This window comes from Halobacillus halophilus DSM 2266, from assembly GCF_000284515.1.
Taxonomy (GTDB): Bacteria; Bacillota; Bacilli; order Bacillales; family Halobacillaceae; genus Halobacillus; species Halobacillus halophilus.
The window spans coordinates 3,266,023-3,283,078 of sequence record NC_017668.1 but is presented as its reverse complement, the minus strand read 5'-3'; the positions used below and the strand labels follow the sequence as shown (position 1 = coordinate 3,283,078).

The 17,056-nt window shown below is 41.4% G+C and carries 16 protein-coding genes and 1 pseudogene; 8 read left to right on the top strand and 9 right to left on the bottom strand.

Annotated features, from left to right (window positions below):
- Positions 1-13: 13 nt before the first annotated feature.
- Positions 14-2,125, bottom strand: coding sequence for a BglG family transcription antiterminator (locus HBHAL_RS16285; protein WP_014644572.1), 2,112 nt, complete (start codon positions 2,123-2,125; stop codon positions 14-16).
- A 339-nt stretch (positions 2,126-2,464) separates the two neighbouring features.
- On the opposite strand from HBHAL_RS16285, the gene HBHAL_RS16280 reads away from it, so the two are divergent.
- A complete protein-coding gene (locus HBHAL_RS16280) occupies positions 2,465-3,367 on the top strand; it encodes a M23 family metallopeptidase (RefSeq protein ID WP_014644571.1) in 903 nt (300 codons plus the stop codon).
- A 257-nt stretch (positions 3,368-3,624) separates the two neighbouring features.
- On the opposite strand, the gene HBHAL_RS16275 is transcribed toward HBHAL_RS16280, so the two are convergent.
- Together HBHAL_RS16275 and HBHAL_RS16270 are read right to left on the bottom strand one after the other, a co-directional pair.
- Complete coding sequence (locus HBHAL_RS16275) at positions 3,625-3,981, bottom strand: DoxX family protein (protein ID WP_014644570.1); 357 nt, start codon at positions 3,979-3,981, stop codon at positions 3,625-3,627.
- A 315-nt stretch (positions 3,982-4,296) separates the two neighbouring features.
- Complete coding sequence (locus HBHAL_RS16270; RefSeq protein ID WP_014644569.1) at positions 4,297-5,532, bottom strand: M20 family metallo-hydrolase; 1,236 nt, start codon at positions 5,530-5,532, stop codon at positions 4,297-4,299.
- A 557-nt stretch (positions 5,533-6,089) separates the two neighbouring features.
- Between HBHAL_RS16270 and HBHAL_RS16265 the strand changes: the two genes are divergently transcribed.
- The 4 genes from HBHAL_RS16265 to HBHAL_RS16250 all read left to right on the top strand — a co-directional run bounded on the left by HBHAL_RS16265 (position 6,090) and on the right by HBHAL_RS16250 (position 10,248).
- On the top strand, positions 6,090-6,464 hold the full coding sequence (locus HBHAL_RS16265) for a sporulation protein (protein ID WP_014644568.1): 375 nt from the start codon (positions 6,090-6,092) through the stop codon (positions 6,462-6,464).
- Positions 6,465-6,553: 89 nt separating this feature from the next.
- The gene (locus HBHAL_RS16260) at positions 6,554-7,855 is read left to right on the top strand and encodes a hemolysin family protein (protein WP_014644567.1); all 1,302 of its coding nucleotides are present in this window, start codon (positions 6,554-6,556) and stop codon (positions 7,853-7,855) included.
- A gap of 194 nt (positions 7,856-8,049) precedes the next feature.
- The gene (locus HBHAL_RS16255; RefSeq protein ID WP_014644566.1) at positions 8,050-9,390 is read left to right on the top strand and encodes a hemolysin family protein; all 1,341 of its coding nucleotides are present in this window, start codon (positions 8,050-8,052) and stop codon (positions 9,388-9,390) included.
- Positions 9,391-9,459: 69 nt separating this feature from the next.
- Complete coding sequence (locus HBHAL_RS16250; protein WP_014644565.1) at positions 9,460-10,248, top strand: class I SAM-dependent methyltransferase; 789 nt, start codon at positions 9,460-9,462, stop codon at positions 10,246-10,248.
- Positions 10,249-10,393: 145 nt separating this feature from the next.
- On the opposite strand, the gene HBHAL_RS16245 is transcribed toward HBHAL_RS16250, so the two are convergent.
- The 3 genes from HBHAL_RS16245 to HBHAL_RS16235 form a co-directional block, all read right to left on the bottom strand.
- Positions 10,394-10,705 carry a hypothetical protein gene (locus tag HBHAL_RS16245; protein WP_014644564.1) on the bottom strand — a complete coding sequence of 104 codons (312 nt, stop codon included), beginning with the start codon at positions 10,703-10,705 and terminating at the stop codon, positions 10,394-10,396.
- 280 nt (positions 10,706-10,985) lie between these two features.
- Positions 10,986-11,498, bottom strand: coding sequence for a ferritin family protein (locus HBHAL_RS16240; RefSeq protein ID WP_014644563.1), 513 nt, complete (start codon positions 11,496-11,498; stop codon positions 10,986-10,988).
- A 55-nt stretch (positions 11,499-11,553) separates the two neighbouring features.
- Complete coding sequence (locus HBHAL_RS16235; protein ID WP_014644562.1) at positions 11,554-12,045, bottom strand: ferritin; 492 nt, start codon at positions 12,043-12,045, stop codon at positions 11,554-11,556.
- 230 nt (positions 12,046-12,275) lie between these two features.
- Between HBHAL_RS16235 and HBHAL_RS16230 the strand changes: the two genes are divergently transcribed.
- From HBHAL_RS16230 to HBHAL_RS21570, 3 genes and pseudogenes are all read left to right on the top strand, one after another.
- A complete protein-coding gene (locus HBHAL_RS16230; protein WP_223254222.1) occupies positions 12,276-13,031 on the top strand; it encodes a nucleotidyltransferase domain-containing protein in 756 nt (251 codons plus the stop codon).
- Between the two features lie 71 nt (positions 13,032-13,102).
- A pseudogene (locus HBHAL_RS16225) lies at positions 13,103-13,595 on the top strand (GNAT family N-acetyltransferase).
- A 30-nt stretch (positions 13,596-13,625) separates the two neighbouring features.
- Entirely contained in the window at positions 13,626-13,784 is a 159-nt protein-coding gene (locus tag HBHAL_RS21570; RefSeq protein ID WP_158512381.1) for a hypothetical protein, read from the top strand.
- Between the two features lie 384 nt (positions 13,785-14,168).
- On the opposite strand, the gene HBHAL_RS16220 is transcribed toward HBHAL_RS21570, so the two are convergent.
- Genes HBHAL_RS16220 through HBHAL_RS16210 form a run of 3 tightly spaced genes read right to left on the bottom strand, consistent with a single transcriptional unit; the run spans position 14,169 to position 17,012 of the window.
- Entirely contained in the window at positions 14,169-15,140 is a 972-nt protein-coding gene (locus tag HBHAL_RS16220) for an ABC transporter substrate-binding protein (RefSeq protein ID WP_014644559.1), read from the bottom strand.
- Positions 15,127-15,930 (bottom strand): heme ABC transporter ATP-binding protein, encoded by an 804-nt coding sequence (locus tag HBHAL_RS16215; RefSeq protein WP_014644558.1) that lies wholly within the window; start codon positions 15,928-15,930, stop codon positions 15,127-15,129. Before HBHAL_RS16215 ends, HBHAL_RS16220 begins: the two co-directional genes overlap by 14 nt.
- Positions 15,931-15,944: 14 nt before the next feature.
- Positions 15,945-17,012 carry a FecCD family ABC transporter permease gene (locus HBHAL_RS16210; RefSeq protein ID WP_014644557.1) on the bottom strand — a complete coding sequence of 356 codons (1,068 nt, stop codon included), beginning with the start codon at positions 17,010-17,012 and terminating at the stop codon, positions 15,945-15,947.
- Between the last annotated feature and the right edge of the window lie 44 nt (positions 17,013-17,056).

The following is a 17,056-nucleotide window of genomic DNA, read 5'->3' as shown; positions in this document are numbered from 1 at the left end:
CTCCTCAAATTTTTTATCCTTCTACGGATTGGTTGATAATTTCAAGAACGGTTTCCTGATCATCCGCTGCAATTAGCTTATCCACATTGTCTTCATTTGATAACAATTCCGTGAGCTGCGCTAGGGCTTTCAGGTGAGTCTGATTATCAATGGCTGCCAGTACAATCACTAACTGCGCGCGGTGTTTTTCTTTTTCTGAAAAGTACACCGGTTCTTTCAGCCGCAGGAAACTCATCCCGAGTCGTTCGACTCCTGCTTCCGGGCGTGCATGGGGGATCGCGATTCCTGGCGCGATGACCACATAAGGCCCTAATTCATGGACCGTATCAATCATCGCCTGCACATATTCCTCGTGAATGGATTCTTGATCGATCAGGGGCTGAGCGGCCGTCTTAATGGCTTCCTCCCAGCTTGGCACCTCGTCTTTTAATTGAATGGTTTTTTTGGTTAATAAATCGTTGAGCATAGGCTTTTTAATCTCCTTTGTTCCGGGAGTGTTTTGTTCTAATATGTGAAGCAATTCCTGTTTCAATTCATTCTTCTGATGAATGGTCGCATAGCGTTCGATGACTTCGAGCATATGATCGACTGGTCGTTTTTCGGATGGTTTAGAGTCGAATAGCTCATTGACCCTTTGCATGACCTGCTCTTTTTCGATATTCGTTAAGATGGCTGGCACATGAATAACGGGAATGTCTTTTGGCTTAATATAATTGGTTGAAAAGATTACATCGGCCTGATATTCGTTGTTTTGAAACTCCCTCGTTGACAGGGTCGTAATGACATTGAGTCCGGCAATTAAGTTCTCCAGCTGGGTGCGCAGCATATGGGACGTTCCAATTCCATTTTCACAAACGATAATCGCGCTTAGCCTGGTTTCGACCTGCTTTTTCTCTTTGGTGAGCCACCCTCCGAAGTGTAGGGTAATATAAGCCACTTCTTCATTAGGAATCGGCTTCCCGATATAAATCTCCAAGTGTCTCATCACCCGTTTCGTTAAATGGAAAATATCCGGGTAGTTTTCCTGAATGGTTTCCGCCAAGTCATTCGCGATATGCACCCCGTACTTGAGCCGGTAATAAGTGGGCTTAATATGAGAGATCATATTCTCTTCAAGCCCTTCCTTATCATCAAACACAACGCAGGAGTACAGTTGGAAATCGGCAATCATCTGCTGCACAACCTCTTTCAGTCCGGCTAATTCCTGCTCGGTATAGCGGCTGAAGTCATCATGCTGGACTTTCGATCCCAGGAGGTTCATCGTAATGAAATAAACCTCGTCTTCTGGAAAAGAAATCCCTCGTAAGGCTTCGAGTTTATTCGCAATCAGCAGAGAAGCCTGATAAGCTTTTGTCTGCTTTAGAACCTCTTTCTCTGCTGACTGAACATGGATATACTTCTCTGAATCAATTCGCTTCATGATCATTAAGATCTGTAAGGAAAGGATCTCCATCATTTCATCGGTCAGGGTTAAACCTAATTCCTGTTCAGCTTCCATAAGCAATTTTCTTACTGAACGCCGCTGATCTGTTTCTTTTTCCCACGTATTGGTCCCGGGAAGGATCATCTTTTGAATTTCATTTCGGACATTCTGCCAATCCTGCTGTGATAGAACGGTAGCAAGAATATTGGAAAGTATGGTTCTCTTCGCATCCTCTGGGCCGCTTAAGCGGTACCCTGACTGCTTCTCGTAATACAAATGCAAACCGTCTTGCTTGAATTCCTGTTTGATCGTTTTGATCACCTTGGCAACCGTCCCGCGGCTCATATTCGTGAGATCCATAAACGTCTGCATCGAGGCATCTTGCTCTTCCAGTAATATTTTCGCTTTAATCAGAACTTCTCGTTCCTGTTTAGATAACTGATACTGCCAATCGTCAAAGCTCTGATCCAGTTCGTCCATGAGTTCTGCTTTAGATGAAGGAGGCAAAAACAGTCCCTCACCATGTTTACTTTCAATAGGTTCCAAATTCTGAGTCTCCAGCCAATTGTTAATCTGATCAATATCGTAATAAATCGTACGCTGCGAAACTTTCATTTTGGCAACCAGATCTTTTGTTGGAATCGGATCAGAGGATTGTTTAAGGATGGATAATAAGTGTGCACGTCTTTTATCCAGTACCATGAGGATCCTCCTTGCATTGATTCTTAAGGTGGTAATTTTTGCATAATTATACTTTTGTTTTCTTGATGATCATCTTATAAACCTAGTATAACGGTGTTTTGCTCTAAATGTAAGGGGTTTCACTGTATAGAGTTTGTATATGTAGTATTTGCAAAATTGAACGGTGGTGGACTATTGATGGAAGAAACGAGTCTTTATTGGGGTCTATTGAAACGAATCTTCTCGCTATCCGTAGAAGAATGAGAAGCTCATGGCGTTGGATTCGGGACAATTGACGAGAGGGTTCCACGATCACAGCTCTTGTGCAAATAAAGCTTTTAGGAAAGGAGTTCATTCTTTATGATTTGGTTTCAGGCAGCGATTTACACCATCTTACCTTTGTTTTTGTTTCATCATTTATTGAAAACGGACTTTGCCAGCCGAAAGCAGCTGGTGTTGGACTGGCTGGCTGTCCTCATGTTTTTAGTGTTCATTTTTATCATCGGTCCCTGGCATATTTATAATTATTACTTACGCTGGTTATGGCCTGTGCTGTTTATGATCGTTTCTTTCTTTGTTTTAAAAAGGGTTCCCTCGTTACCCGTGAAGGGACCGGAGAAAGATAAAAGTTATAAATTCTCCATAGGTATCGGTATAGGGCTGGTTCTATATTTTGGTTTTATAGCGGTGAATGGCTTGTCCGGCTATATCCTGACAGACCGGGATCAGGCGATTCAGCTCTCGTTTCCGATGAAAGACGGGGTTTACGCATTCGGTCATGGAGGATCCGATCCTTCTATTAATTATCATAATGAATACTTGCCCCAGCAATACGCGTACGATATTCTGCAGTTGAATTTGTGGGGAATGAGGGCATCAGGTTTATCACCGGCAGATTTAGAAAAATATGAGATCTACGGCACTCCGCTCTACAGTCCATGCAGCGGCGAAGTAATGACCGCGGTCGATGAATATAAGGACATTTCACCGCAGGAGTCTCCGAATAAACAGGAATCCCCTGCCGGTAATCACGTGATTCTGTTCTGTAAAGGCGCGGAGATTCACATGGCCCATATGAAGCCTGGTACGGTGGAAGTAAAAGAGGGAGAGAAAGTGAACACTGGCGACCGTGTTGGGGAAGTCGGCAATACAGGGAATACGACAGAGCCCCACCTTCATATTCATGCGGAGAAAGATGGGGAAGGGGTCCCGATTACGTTCGATGATCGGTTCTTGAAGCGGAATAGTTTAGTAATGAGATAAAGTGGCAATGAAAAGACGTTTAAAGAATTTGTGAAAAAAGAAAAAACAAGCCAACTTGTGCTGACTTGTTCGTTTATAAGGTTAATAATCGGTGAATGATCAGTTGTCGGAGCGGACTTCTAGATCTGGGCAAGATCACAAGGGTTCAGATGAGCGCTCATATGGGTTATATCTGCGGGAAGACATGGTAGAACAAACGAAAACGTGTTGGTTAGCGCAGCATGGGTATCCATGTTTAGAGGCGGGGTTATATTTTACTACCCGCTTATTAATTGATACACATAGACTGCGACGGCAATTGCCAAAAGGAGGAGCGTAGCTGGCATCATGATGGATTTAAGCTGGTCCCCTACTTTAAAGTGGGTAAAAATAGCGCCAATCATCGTGCCAATAATTAAAATGGCACCAATCAATGCGAGTACACTTATCCAAATTCCTGCAATCATTAACACAGCGGCAGTTACTTCAATCAATCCTGTTAAAATCCGAAAGGAAGATGCATAGCCATATCGCTGGAACTCGTCAACCATCTGCTTTGAACTGAACTTCATGAATCCGAACATTATAAATCCTATACCTAAAAGGATTTGAATAATTAGTAAAGCTACGCTCATGATGGAGCCTCCTCTAAAAATAAAATAGTATTTACTTTAAGGATATGAAACCAGGATACATTTCAGACTTATTGGAGTTGGTCTGGAAAGCGCAGTCAGATGGTGTACCGTCGAGGAGGGAAGTGATAGGGGTCAAACATTTGTTAAAATGAGCTCCCTTGAAATCGATCACTTATGATTCTATAAACTTGTACATTTACATAATGCCTTACCTGCACACTATATTGAAGAAGTACGAGTTGGACATATTGTCCAACTCGTACTTCTTCAGACGTCTAATAAAGAGATCTCCATATACAAAAAAAGTGGCTACTTCTATGACTGAGCGATTTTTGCTGCCGTATGGTAGAGCAATTCCACACCTTTTTGGAGATCATCCATTTCTGCATACTCGAGCGGGTTATGGCTGATCCCTTTTTCGCAGCGGACGAAAATCATCCCATAGTCACTGATGTAGGACATGAACAGCGCGTCGTGAAAAGGACCGCTCATCAGGACGGGAGATTGAAAGCCGAGCTTTTCATCTTCTTGTTTCATAATATCTTTGATCCAGTCCGCGCAGTAACGTGGTTCGCTTTTTGTATCTTCGCTCACAGAGTATTCCAAATTAAGTTCGGACGCTGTCTTTTCAATTATTTGATAGAGTTTTTTCTCAAGGTTTGTGCGAGCTTCGATATCAATATCTCTTAGATCAATCGTGAACTCTACTTTTTCAGAAATAATGTTACGGGAGTTGGGGAAGTTCTGAATACTGCCAACCGTTCCAACGGTGTTGGGTGTCCCTTCGTTCCGGACAAGTTCATTGAATTCCTTCGTGATGGTGGCGGCTCCAAGGAAGGCATCTTGTCTTAGGTTCATCGGCACAGATCCTGCATGACCTGCAAATCCTTCGAGAGTGACGGTTAGCCAGATTGGACCGGAAATAGCGGAGACGATGCCTACCGGTTTGTTGTCGGCTTCCAGGACGGGCCCCTGTTCAATATGCAATTCAAGGAAGGCTTCAATATCACCAGGCTGATAGACAGGACTTTGAGATACGTCCGGTTCCACCCCGAACTCGCGCAAAGCTTCCAATCTCGTCACTCCATTTTTATCTTTACGCTTAAGCTCACCTTCTTCCAATTGCCCAATCAAGCCGCGGACACCAAAGACTCCTTTATTAAACCTTGAGCCCTCTTCATCAGAAAAACAGACCACTTCGATCGTGCGGTTCGGATCGATTCCTTGATCTTTCAACGTATGTACTACTTCAATGCCACCTAGTGCACCGGCGGTTCCGTCAAAACGACCGCCATAGGGCTGGGAGTCGATATGAGAACCGAGCATGAGAATCGGTTTGTCTTGATCTTTTCCTTCTAATCGCCCGATCAGGTTACCAAAACAATCGATGCGGGTTTCTAATCCGGCTTCTTCCATCCAGCCTTTCACGACATCGACGGCCTGACGATCTTCTTTCGAATGGGCTAATCGACAAACGCCTGTTTCTCCAATTTTCCCGATTTCAGCTAACGTATTAATGTGGTCTGCAAATCTGCTTCCATTAATCTCCAAATTTTTCCCTCCTCGTAGTTTTATACACTATACCAAGCTTGTAATTGTCTGACAATTAACATAATGTTAAAAGATTCTTTATAATTTTGGAAAATATAGGGGGTCTTCAATGCTGAAGATAGGAGGTGAAGCCGTTTTTTATCATTTGAAGGACTCATTTATAAACTTTTCCTTTTCCACACTTAACTAATTGACGGTTAAGCAGGGGTGCTGTATGATAATCTTACAGTTTATGAGTATAAACTGTGTTCAGAAGAGCCCAATATACTCCAAAGGGGAGTAGCTTACAGTTATGTCGACAATACGTGGTCTTCCCGGCCACCGGCTAAACTGGCAACCTAGTGTTGTTTGCGAGACCTTTGCCATTTCAGGTGAAGGTAGGAGATTCCACATTGTGAGACCAGGACCTTTACCAACATGCGGTAAAGGTTTTTTTATTAACTCTATTAATGGAAGAAAGAATCGGCTTCGTTGGTAAAATTAAAATGGATAAGTCTATTACAATAATTAAGTACTGAATATAATTTTTAAGGGAGGCATTCAAACTGAGGAAGCTTTTGGTCAATTACTTAAGGTTAGGACGTCCTAAAATCGATCTCATTCTTGATTCTCAAAAATCAAGTGAAATTGAAGGGGTATTTTCTTTATACGGCGGCTGGACAGAACATCGTATCCAACGCCTTGAATGTGATCTTGTTAAAGTATCTAACGGTAAAAAAGCAAAGTTTGTAGCTCCGGTGGTTACAAGACTTATGGCTCAAATTATCAAACCGAAGGAATATATGGAGGTACCCTTTTACTACCAGGTACCGCCCGATCTTCCGCCTCTGGAACAGGGGGAAGTTTATCAACTTCAAACAAGACTTATTATAGATAAGGATATGAAATGCACAGATACGGATGAATTAACCAAGATGCATCAACTTTCTTAATCAGGAAGTGATTTAATAGTTAACATCGTAATACTATTTACTAAGCTTTAAAAAATTTGGAGGTGAATCCCCGTTTTTCAGGGGACTTATTGGACATTATACTCGTAACGAATTTGCTTTTAGTTGTGCTTTTAATCCTATTAACTGCCTTTTTTGTAGGATCAGAGTTTGCTGTGGTTAAGGTGAGACTTTCCCGGTTAGATCAGTTAATAGATGAAGGAAATAAAAAAGCTGTAAAAGCAAAAAAAGTAGCTGGAGAGCTGGATTATTATCTTTCTGCATGTCAACTCGGTATTACCGTAACAGCCTTAGGTCTTGGATGGTTAGGAAAACCGACGGTGGAGAGGCTGTTGTACCCTTTATTTGATAGCCTCGGCGTATCACAGGCGTTGGCAGCTGTTATTTCGTTTGTGGCCGCATTTTCCTTAGTCACTTTCTTACACGTAGTTATCGGCGAATTGGCTCCCAAAACTTTGGCTATCCAATTTGCAGAAAAAATGACGCTGTTACTAGCACCTCCTCTTTATTGGTTTGGAAAACTTATGTTTCCGTTTATTTGGACGTTAAATGGGTCAGCACGTATGTTTCTTCGTATCTTTGGTGTGGAACCTGCTACGCATGATCAAGCCCATTCTGAAGAAGAGCTTAAAATTATAATGGCTCAAAGCTGTCAAAGTGGAGAAATTAACCAAACGGAATTGACCTATATGCAGAAGATATTCACTTTCGATGAACGAGTAGCTCAAGATGTTATGGTACCTCGTACCGAAATGGTTACTTTAACGAAAGATATGACACATGAAGAAATCATGAATATTGTTAAAACATATAAACATACACGATACCCCGTAACAGAAGACGGAGATAAAGATAAGATTATCGGATTTGTAAACGTAAAAAAGTTATTGTTGGATTATGGAAGCGGAGAGCATATTTCTCTTGAAGAGTATATTCAGCCCGTACCTTTCATGCTTGAAAGTACACCCGTTCAGCAAGTGCTCATGAACATGAAGAAAGAACAAGTTCATGTCACCTTGCTCGTGGATGAATATGGGGGCAGTGCTGGAATGGTAACGATGGAAGATATCCTGGAAGAAATCGTAGGAGAAATTCGTGATGAATTCGACTCAAGTGAAACGAGAGATATCAACAAAGTAGAAGATCGACTTTACCACTTCAATGGTAAAACGCTGCTTTCGGAAATAGAAAACGCATTAGGTGTTTTATTTCAAGAAAAAGAACAAATTGATACGATAGGGGGCTGGCTGCAAATGCATCTGGTGGATATTCAGCCCCATGGGAAATTAGAAAAGGAAGGATATCACTGGACGATACTTGAAACAGATCATTATCAGATTAAAAAAGTTGCCGTTCACCTACCAACCAATTAATATCTGCTTACATTCCCACTGAAAACGAATGAAAAGCCCTCCTTAAGTTAAATGTACTTGGGAGGGCTTTTTTAAAACAAAGCGTATAGGTGCTAAAGGAAGTAAATCCTCATTATTCCAATAATCGAATTGCATCCATTTCAGCTACCATCTATACTGAATACAAAATGTGCAGGACTTTGGAGGATGGTTCGTTGACTACAGCAATTATCACCCTTATTGTTTTAATTCTAGTAAATGCTTTCTTTGCGGCTTCCGAGCTTGCACTGGTCAATTTAAATGATAATAAAGTGAAGCGTATGGCTGACAATGGCGACCGCAAAGCCCAAACGTTACATAATCTTATTTCGAAGCCGAGCTTATTCTTAAGTACGATTCAAATTGGCATTACGCTCGCAGGTTTTCTATCAAGTGCGTTTGCGGCCGATTTCTTTGCTGATCCATTGGCACAAGCCTTGCATAACATGGGAGTCCCGATTTCGATTGAAATACTAAATACAATTTCGGTCGTTGTCATTACTGTCATCCTGTCGTATTTTACTCTGGTGTTTGGGGAGCTTGTCCCGAAGCAGTTGGCATTGCAGCGTGCGGAAGTCATCTCTAACTTTGCGGCTGCTCCGATTTCTATAATGGCAAAAATAACATCCCCCATTGTTAAAATTCTTACCTTTTCTACGAATACAGTCGTACGTTTATTTGGCGTGGACCCCCATGCGCAGAATGAGGAAGCTACCGAAGAAGATATCCGTATGATGGTCGATATCGGCAGGGAGCGTGGGACTATCAACAAAGATGAAAAGGTGATGATTAATAACATCTTTGAATTCAATGACAAGCTTGCTTCTGATATTATCACGCACCGAACCGATATGTGCGTGATCCCAATCGACGCGAATCTCGATCAAGTCCTGGAAGTGGTCAACAAAGAGCGTTTTACCCGATTTCCGGTATATGAAGAAGACCGCGATAATATTATTGGCGTGCTTCATGCAAAAGATCTCTTTCAATTTTTAAGGCAGGATAAAGATTTCGATCTGCTCGAGGTCATCCGGAAACCATACTTCGTTCTGGAGTCCCAGACCATAGATGTCCTATTCACATCCATGCAAAGGAACAATGTTCATATTGCGATCGTCCTTGATGAATTCGGCGGCACGGAAGGACTGGTTACGATTGAAGACGTCATCGAAGAAATCGTCGGGGAAATCTATAGTGAAAATATCGAAGCAGGATCTTATGAAGAACAGGAAATCAAACAACTATCTCCTTATCAGTATGAAATCCACGGCATGGCCCGTCTCTGGGAATTGGAAGAAGTATTGAACGTTCAATTCCCTACGGAAGAGCTGGATACGCTCAGCGGATTTCTACTTCACGAGTTAGGGTACATCCCGTCAGAACAGGAACGGCCAGTGATTGATTATAAACATCTAACTTTTGAAGTCGTGAAGATAGCCGATAATCGAGTTAAAAAAGCGCTGGTAACCGTGGATGCTGATGAAGCTAGCAATGAAGAAGAAAAGGCAGATACGTAGAATAAATGCTTTGCCAACGGTAACTAGTAAGCACATATTTTTCCAGCTCACGTGTAAGGAGGAAATACGATGGATACAACAAAACAAAACAGTCATGCCTGGGATAATAAGGTGGAGGAAGGTTCGAGATACACCCAATCTGTAAGCCGTGATGTGATTGAAAAAAGTAAAGCAGGGGATTGGAAAATTACAGTCACCACAGAAAAATCGGTGCCAAGAAACTGGTTTCCAGATTCAGTGGCAGGGTTAAAAATTCTCTGTTTAGCTTCAGGAGGAGGTCAGCAGGCACCGGTCCTGGCTGCAGCAGGAGCAGATGTAACGGTTATGGATCTATCCAAAAAGCAGTTGGAACAAGATGAAAAGGTAGCCAAGCGAGAGGGATTGACTTTAAAAACTGTGCAGGGGGATATGTCGGACCTTCGTGATTTTGAAGATGAACGTTTTGATATGGTCATTAACCCTGTGTCTAACTTGTTTGTAAAAGATGTTCATGTTGTATGGCGCGAGGTATCAAGAGTATTGAAGGATAAGGGTATATTCATTGCCGGCTTTACGAATCCTTTATTATGGATTTTTGATGATAACCAAGAGAGAAAAGGGATTCTTGACGTGAAGCACTCCATTCCTTCTTCCACGTTGGATTATCTGCCTGAAGATGAAGTTCAGGATTACATCGATTCAGGCCAGACCATAGAATACGCTCACACGCTGGAAGACCAGATTCAGGGACAGATGGAGGCAGGATTTGTGTTAACCGGTTTTTATGAGGACGATTTTGGAGGTGCGAGAATAGTAGACCAGCATATTAAAACGTTTATGGCTACTAGAGCAATTAAGATGAATGTGGAATCTTTGTAGAGTCTGTTTAACCCTCGTATATTTCAAAATGTAAAAGGCTCCGTCGGAAATCGACGGAGCCTTTTATAAAATGAGCTGCAGTATAAGAAGCAGCTTCCTGTATAAAACATTTTTCTGTGTTAGGTAAGCTGTTCTTTAGTAGCGGTTATTTATTATTTTTCCTTTCCAGTTGACTCCATTCGTCATTAACTACAAAGGCAAGGTCGTCGTTACCAAATAAAGATAAGATTTCTAATAAAGTTTCTACGGAGATCTGGTGGGCTTCTGATGGTGGGAGTGTTAATTCGGCGGCATCTTCCAAAGCAGTATTCGTTGGCTGATTTGGATAAGCTTTTCGATAAATTTCGAAAGGATCCAACTCGTTGTTTACACACCATTGAGCAAAAATTAAGATCATCTTCTGTTCATCCTGCTTGTATTGGTGAATGACTTGCTCATCGATTTCCTTCCGTTCCATTGCTCAGGCCCTCCTCAGAATAATTTCGATTATGACTACATGACTACTTAAAAGTTCCCTATTATCAAAAAACTATTATTATCTATTTTATCATGGGCGATCCTTGCTGTCTTCTATGATTCTTCATTATTCGAGCTGTCCGGGATCTTCATTCGTCTGATTTTGTCCGTTGGTTTCACTCATGTCCTATAGTACGTTGGGGCCGTTTAATCAAAGAGACCACCCTCAAGAGAAGGATGGTTCGGACATGTTAATTCATTTAATTGTTTACTTGCGTAGATTATTGCAGACCATTGTATGGGTCGGAATCATAACGGAGCAAGAGCTTTGTTAAGTGCTCCACATGGTACTTCTCATCTCGACTAATGGAAGCGAAAACCTGTTTGACATCAGGGTAAGTAATTTTTTCTGCATATTCATCATACAGTACGGCTGCTTCCAGTTCCCCTTTAAGATCTTTTCTAATAAGATTCATGATTAATTGGTTATCATAATCAGGGGTGTAATGTTGAACCGGTTCTGTTACCTCCTCTTTGGTATTGTGGAAATAGACATAAGCTTGATATTGTGCGGGATCGTATTTCCGTAACAAGGTTAGAAACATGCCGTAATGTTTCTTTTCATCTAACATGATCATTCTCCAGACTTTATTAACCTCTTTCATTTTTGAGTTGGCAATATGGAATGTATAGTCATTGATGGCGGTTAACTCGGCAACCATGGCTTCCCTTAATTTGCTGGTGACAAAGATCGGTTTTCCCTGTGGCTGGCCTCCCGGAATTGTATAGCTCATCTTATCCCCCTTTCAAACCTGTACTTTTAACAAAAAGCTTAAAAGTGCCGTGTGCTTAGCCTGCAGCTTGCCTCTGCCCCAGCTCTTGGTCTAAAAGTAAAAGAGCTGATGGCTGATTTTGAGCTAAGATCAAGCGGTCGACTATAGTTTGGGTTTGAGCTTCTTCATCAATTTGTTCTCTGAGAAAATCCTGAATGATAACGGCCGACTGAGGATCTACTTGTATCGCATAGTTATAAGCCTGCCGATAAGAATTCGTTACAAATTGCTCGTGTTCCAATACTTTTTGGAATGTTTCTAACGGTGTTCCAAAATTACTTGGCTGTGCGGGCACAGCTGTCAATTCAACCGTTCCGTTTTTATCTACAACGAAATCGATTAGTTTTAATAAATGAGCCCGCTCTTCATTCGATTGCAGACGCAGCCAATTTGCCATCCCCGTGTAATTTTCTTTTCCCATATAAGCTGACATCGCCAAATACAAAGTAGTAGATACGTGTTCAATTTCAATTAAACGATTAAATAATCTTTGAAGTTCCTCATTCATCAAGTCTGTTCCCCCCCTATAGAAAACACATATCATACTATGCTTTACCTAAGATCAATATTAATAGATTCATTCTGGGCCTCGATTACGTGCATACTTCTTTAAAGGGATGTGGAAATTTTAGAATAGTGTTGGAAATTTTGGTATAAAAGGATATGATGGCTTAATATTTATTTTTACTAATCCTAAAGAGGTGATCAGGATGCGTCAGGAACAAGCTGTTGATACTAGTGAACCGTTTAAAAGAAGACCCTGGTGTCCAAAGTATATTTTTAAAAGGATCGATGGGCAGAAACGAGCACGATCAGCACTCCGATATTGACTTGTATTGTCTAGTAAAAGAAGAGGATGAAAAAGCCTTTCTATCACGCAGACTGAATCATCTCAGAGCGTATAAGGATCCCATGTTTTACGACGACATTTTCATCATAGCTCCTCAAATTATAGGGATCTACGAAGACTGGCTTCATGTGGATCTATTTACCGTTACAGAAAAGACTTTTCAAAATAAAGATTATTTTACGGTTCTGTACGATCCGGATCATCTCATGGACAAGTATCAGACCGAGCATAAATTAACGCTATCTGAAGCTGAATTTAAGGATCACGTCATTGATGTAGCCTGGTTTTTGTTTCAATACAAGAAAGCGAAAGAACGAGGCAATGCGGTGTGGGCGCAAGAGATGCTGCGATATGTGATGAGCAACCTCTCGAATGTGATGTTATACCGATATGCGAAAGATCGCTCCCGGCTCGGACTTAAAGCGATTGATGCCCATTTGCCACGAGAAAAGAGAAGGACAATGCTTGAGGTTTATGAGTGTGTCACTCCCTCTTCCCATGAAAAAGCGGTTAAACGTATTACATCCCTTTTAAAAGTAGAAATGATCTGGATACAAGAGTTCTTTGAGGAAAACGATCAGACACTGGTTTTGTTGAAATTAATGATAAAAACACTCTCCACCGAAGCGGAGTTAACCCCTTAAACGACTGGAAAAGATGCTTACATATGTTTACACATGTCATTAATGAACATACAGTACTTTGATTATTAGAGATAAGACATGCGGAGGAGTTATTTCAATTAACCGATTCGTCGCGTGATAGTCTAAGGCAATGGCTGCCATGGATTGATGCTACTAAATCTGTGGAAAACTCCAGGGAATTTATAAAGGGCACATTAAATCAGTTTTGCAAAAATGATGGTTTTCAGGCTGGGATCTGGTATAAAGGAGAACTGGCAGGTGTGGCCGGACTACATACGATCAACTGGTCCAACCGATCGACTTCTATCGGGTACTGGCTCGGAGAATCCTTTCAAGGAAAGGGACTCATGACCCAAGCGTGTCAGGCCATTGTAGATTACTGCTTCCAAGAACTAGACTTAAAAAGAATTGAAATACGAGCCGCAACTGAAAATGAGAAAAGTTTAGCTATTCCAAAGAGGCTGGATTTTAAAAAAAGAGGGCTGCCTTGAAAAGTCTGAACATCTTTATGGTGAATATGTTGATCATTATGTATTTGGGTTGACCAACGATCATCATGGCTGATGGGGTGGTTCGAAGGTAAAGGGGGATGTAATGAATATAATACGTCAGGCCGGTATGATCCTGCTGATATGTGTCGTTACGTATTTTGTTTTGGGGCGTCCTGATCATGTGCTTCCTATATTGTTAGGAGGAATTTCAGGATGGGTAGTTGTGAATTTATTTAGTAGATTCTGGACCTCTAAACAGTAGATTATAAAATGGGAGCTTCACTTGGAAGGGAGGAGGTGCAAGGTGAGTATTTTCGTACCATTACTAATCACAACTTCTGTTTTAATATTAGCTTGGAGAGTTGGACCAGAAGAATAAAGAAATAATAAAGAGGATTTAGTTGATTTCGATAGAGCTATTTAAGAAAAGTCATGAAGGAAGATACGGATACTTACCATAATTGGAGAAGTAGTTCTAATTTAATGATAAACACCAGTCCCTGTTTCGATTATTGGTAAAAAAACATGCCAATATTTATAGGTTTAGTTTAAAACCAATAAATAAGGACGGGGGAAAAATTCTCTCACCCGTCCCTTTAAAACTATAAATTATGTTGAAGAAATTTCTGTAGAGGTAACGGCTGACTTATTCACCGACCAAATCAGGATAGAAACCTTCTGCGAAAGTTTCAACGGAGTAAGCCATCCGATTTCCAGGTAGAACACTTTCTAATGAAATGGAAACAAAGTTTTCATTTTTTACACTCTCCAGCTCAGATAGAATGGGGTGGTTTTTTATGTCTTCTATTTTCCGCTCCACCGAAGGTGCGTCATAATCGTGAATCAAAATGACGTCTGGATCTCTGGCTACGACCTCTTCATAACTAACGGTTGCCCATTGCTTGTCCGTTATATCGTCGAAAATATTCCTGCCGCCGGCTGATTCAATAAGTAATGTTTCAAAGTTGGTACCTCCAGCCGTGAAAACTCCGTCACCGCCGCTATCATAAACGAGCGCATCTACAGGATCCTGTCCTTGCACTTGTTCTTTTATAGTTGCAATTCTATCTTTTTGGTCCGCAACGAAGTCTTCTGCTCGATCTTCTACCTCAAAAATTTTCCCTATATCCATAATCTCCTTATACATTTCATCTAACGTTGTAGCTTGATTTACATAGGTAGTTATACCATAGTCTTTCAACTCTTCAAGGCTGAGGGCTTCTTTGCCAAACTCCCATTCAATTCCATATATGAAGTCGGCGCCACTCGTTAATACCGCTTCTCTCGTAGCAGAGCCATACGTTAATTCCGGGATTTGTTCATAGGCTTCTTCATACTTTGGTAAAGCCCCGCGACTGTGATTATCCAGGCTGTTTCCGATGACATGGTCGCTAAGACCTAAGGCTATAAATAGTTCGGTTGTGTTGGGTCCAAGCGTTAATACGTTATTCGGCTTTTCAGAGGTGGACAGCTCTCTTCCGTAATTGTCAATTTGGATTGCCTCTCCTGATTTAGAAGTTTCTTCGGTCTGTCCTTTACCACTTGAGGATTCACATCCTGCCAGTCCTATACTTATGAGTCCAACGAAAAACCATATCCACCATTTAATCTTCTTCAATATTATTCTCTCCTTTATTGAGGATGCTTTCCGGTAAGTATGTAATCATTACTTTTTTGGTTACGGGATGGATCCTTACATCGGTTTTTATGTTAAACACTTCCTGAATAATATCCGTCGTTAAGATTTCTTCGGGTGTACCTGATTGATAAATGGATCCATCCTTCATTACGTAAATACGGTCACAATACAGGGCCGCGATATTGAGGTCGTGAATAGCAGAAAGCACGGTTGCCCCCAATCCCTTAATTACGTCAAATATTCTTAGTTGGTGATGGATGTCCAGATGGTTGGTGGGTTCATCCAATATGAGAAAGTCGGTTTGTTGTGACAAGACTCTTGCCAGTAAGACACGTTGTTTTTCCCCGCCGGAGAGGTATAAATAATTTTTGTCCGCCATTGTGTGCATATCCACTTTTTCAAGAGCATTTTGGATAATCTCCATATCTTCCTTGGTATCGCTTTGAAAAAGTTTTTTATGAGGGCTTCTTCCCATAGCAACGATGTCATTGACGGCAAAGTCGAATGGGAGTGTGTTGTCCTGTCCGATAACGCCTAGTTTTCTAGCCAATTCCTTAACTTTTAAATCTTTAAAGCCTTTATGATCCAAATAAATAGAACCCGTGTCTGGAGTAAGAGAACGATATAAGTTTTTTAATAAGGTAGATTTGCCGCAGCCATTTGGTCCAATGATTCCAACAAATTCTCCACTAGCCACATTCATCGAAATATCGTCCAGGATCGTGTGCTCGTTATAAGAAAAACTGAGATTATCTACTTGTAGATTCATATTTTTCTCTCCTCTTATTTTCTGGCATTTCTTTTTAATAGCCAAATGAAAAATGGACCTCCAATGATGGCTGTTAAGACCCCGATCGGCAATTCCTCTGGGGCAATGATTAATCGAGCAGCCACATCGGTCCATACGACTAATATTCCACCTAAAAAGGCGCTCACGGGCAGTACTTTTTTATGGTCGGATCCAACCAGCAGCCGGGTGATATGAGGAACCATTAACCCGACAAAACCGATTGAACCACTTACGGCGATCGTCACACCGGCTAAGAGCGATGCAATTAATACAAGCATCGTTTGCAGGATATTCACATTAAATCCTAGAGTACCGGCTGCTTCATCACCAGCCAGTAAAGCGTTTAGAGCTCGATAATTAATCAACAAAATAGTCATGCAGATGATCATGGCAAGCAGCGGGAGAGTTAAATACTCCCATTTAGCCCCTGCCAGGCTGCCTGCCATCCAAAATGTGGCGTTATGTAAGCCTAATGCGTTAGGAGCGCTTAGTGTAATCAGCTTTGTGATCGATTCCATAATCAGCCCGATAGCTACTCCTGATAATAACAATTGCGTCATATTAATCTTCCCATTCACTCTTGAGAGAGCATAAACCACTATGATGACAAACGCTGCTCCTAAAAATGCGCTGATGGACAGTGAATACGTACCAAGGAAGGAGAACGTGCCGAACAACATACCTAACGTAGCTGTTGCAGACGCTCCTGAAGATACTCCAAGAATAAATGGATCAGCCAAATGATTTCGCACCAGAGCCTGCAAGGTCACTCCCGTAACGGATAATGAAGCTCCCACAATTAAGCCTAGTAAAACTCTAGGAAGCCGCAGTCCCCATATAATGTTTTCGTCCAACTGTGTCCAATCACTTTCCACCATACTGGAAAGATACGGAAGATTACTCAGAAGAATGTTTGACGCCGTAGCTGCGGGCACCGAAACGGGTCCCATTCCTATCGCAAAGATCACTGTCGCGATCGTGAATAGGAATAAGAAGAAGGTGATCAGGATAGGTTTGGTTTCTTTTAATCCTTTAGGTCTTTTTGTGATGTGAGAGTACATTTTATCTCCTTACACCGAAATAGATTTTTCCAGGGCACATTAAA

Coding starts and splice junctions, on each gene's coding strand:
- HBHAL_RS16285 (WP_014644572.1), bottom strand. CDS start 2,125: ATGGTACTGGATAAAAGACGTGCACACTTATTATCCATCCTTAAACAA.
- HBHAL_RS16280 (WP_014644571.1), top strand. CDS start 2,465: ATGATTTGGTTTCAGGCAGCGATTTACACCATCTTACCTTTGTTTTTG.
- HBHAL_RS16275 (WP_014644570.1), bottom strand. CDS start 3,981: ATGAGCGTAGCTTTACTAATTATTCAAATCCTTTTAGGTATAGGATTT.
- HBHAL_RS16250 (WP_014644565.1), top strand. CDS start 9,460: ATGGATACAACAAAACAAAACAGTCATGCCTGGGATAATAAGGTGGAG.
- HBHAL_RS16245 (WP_014644564.1), bottom strand. CDS start 10,705: ATGGAACGGAAGGAAATCGATGAGCAAGTCATTCACCAATACAAGCAG.
- HBHAL_RS16240 (WP_014644563.1), bottom strand. CDS start 11,498: ATGAGCTATACAATTCCGGGAGGCCAGCCACAGGGAAAACCGATCTTT.
- HBHAL_RS16235 (WP_014644562.1), bottom strand. CDS start 12,045: ATGAATGAGGAACTTCAAAGATTATTTAATCGTTTAATTGAAATTGAA.
- HBHAL_RS21570 (WP_158512381.1), top strand. CDS start 13,626: ATGAATATAATACGTCAGGCCGGTATGATCCTGCTGATATGTGTCGTT.
- HBHAL_RS16215 (WP_014644558.1), bottom strand. CDS start 15,930: ATGAATCTACAAGTAGATAATCTCAGTTTTTCTTATAACGAGCACACG.
- HBHAL_RS16210 (WP_014644557.1), bottom strand. CDS start 17,012: ATGTACTCTCACATCACAAAAAGACCTAAAGGATTAAAAGAAACCAAA.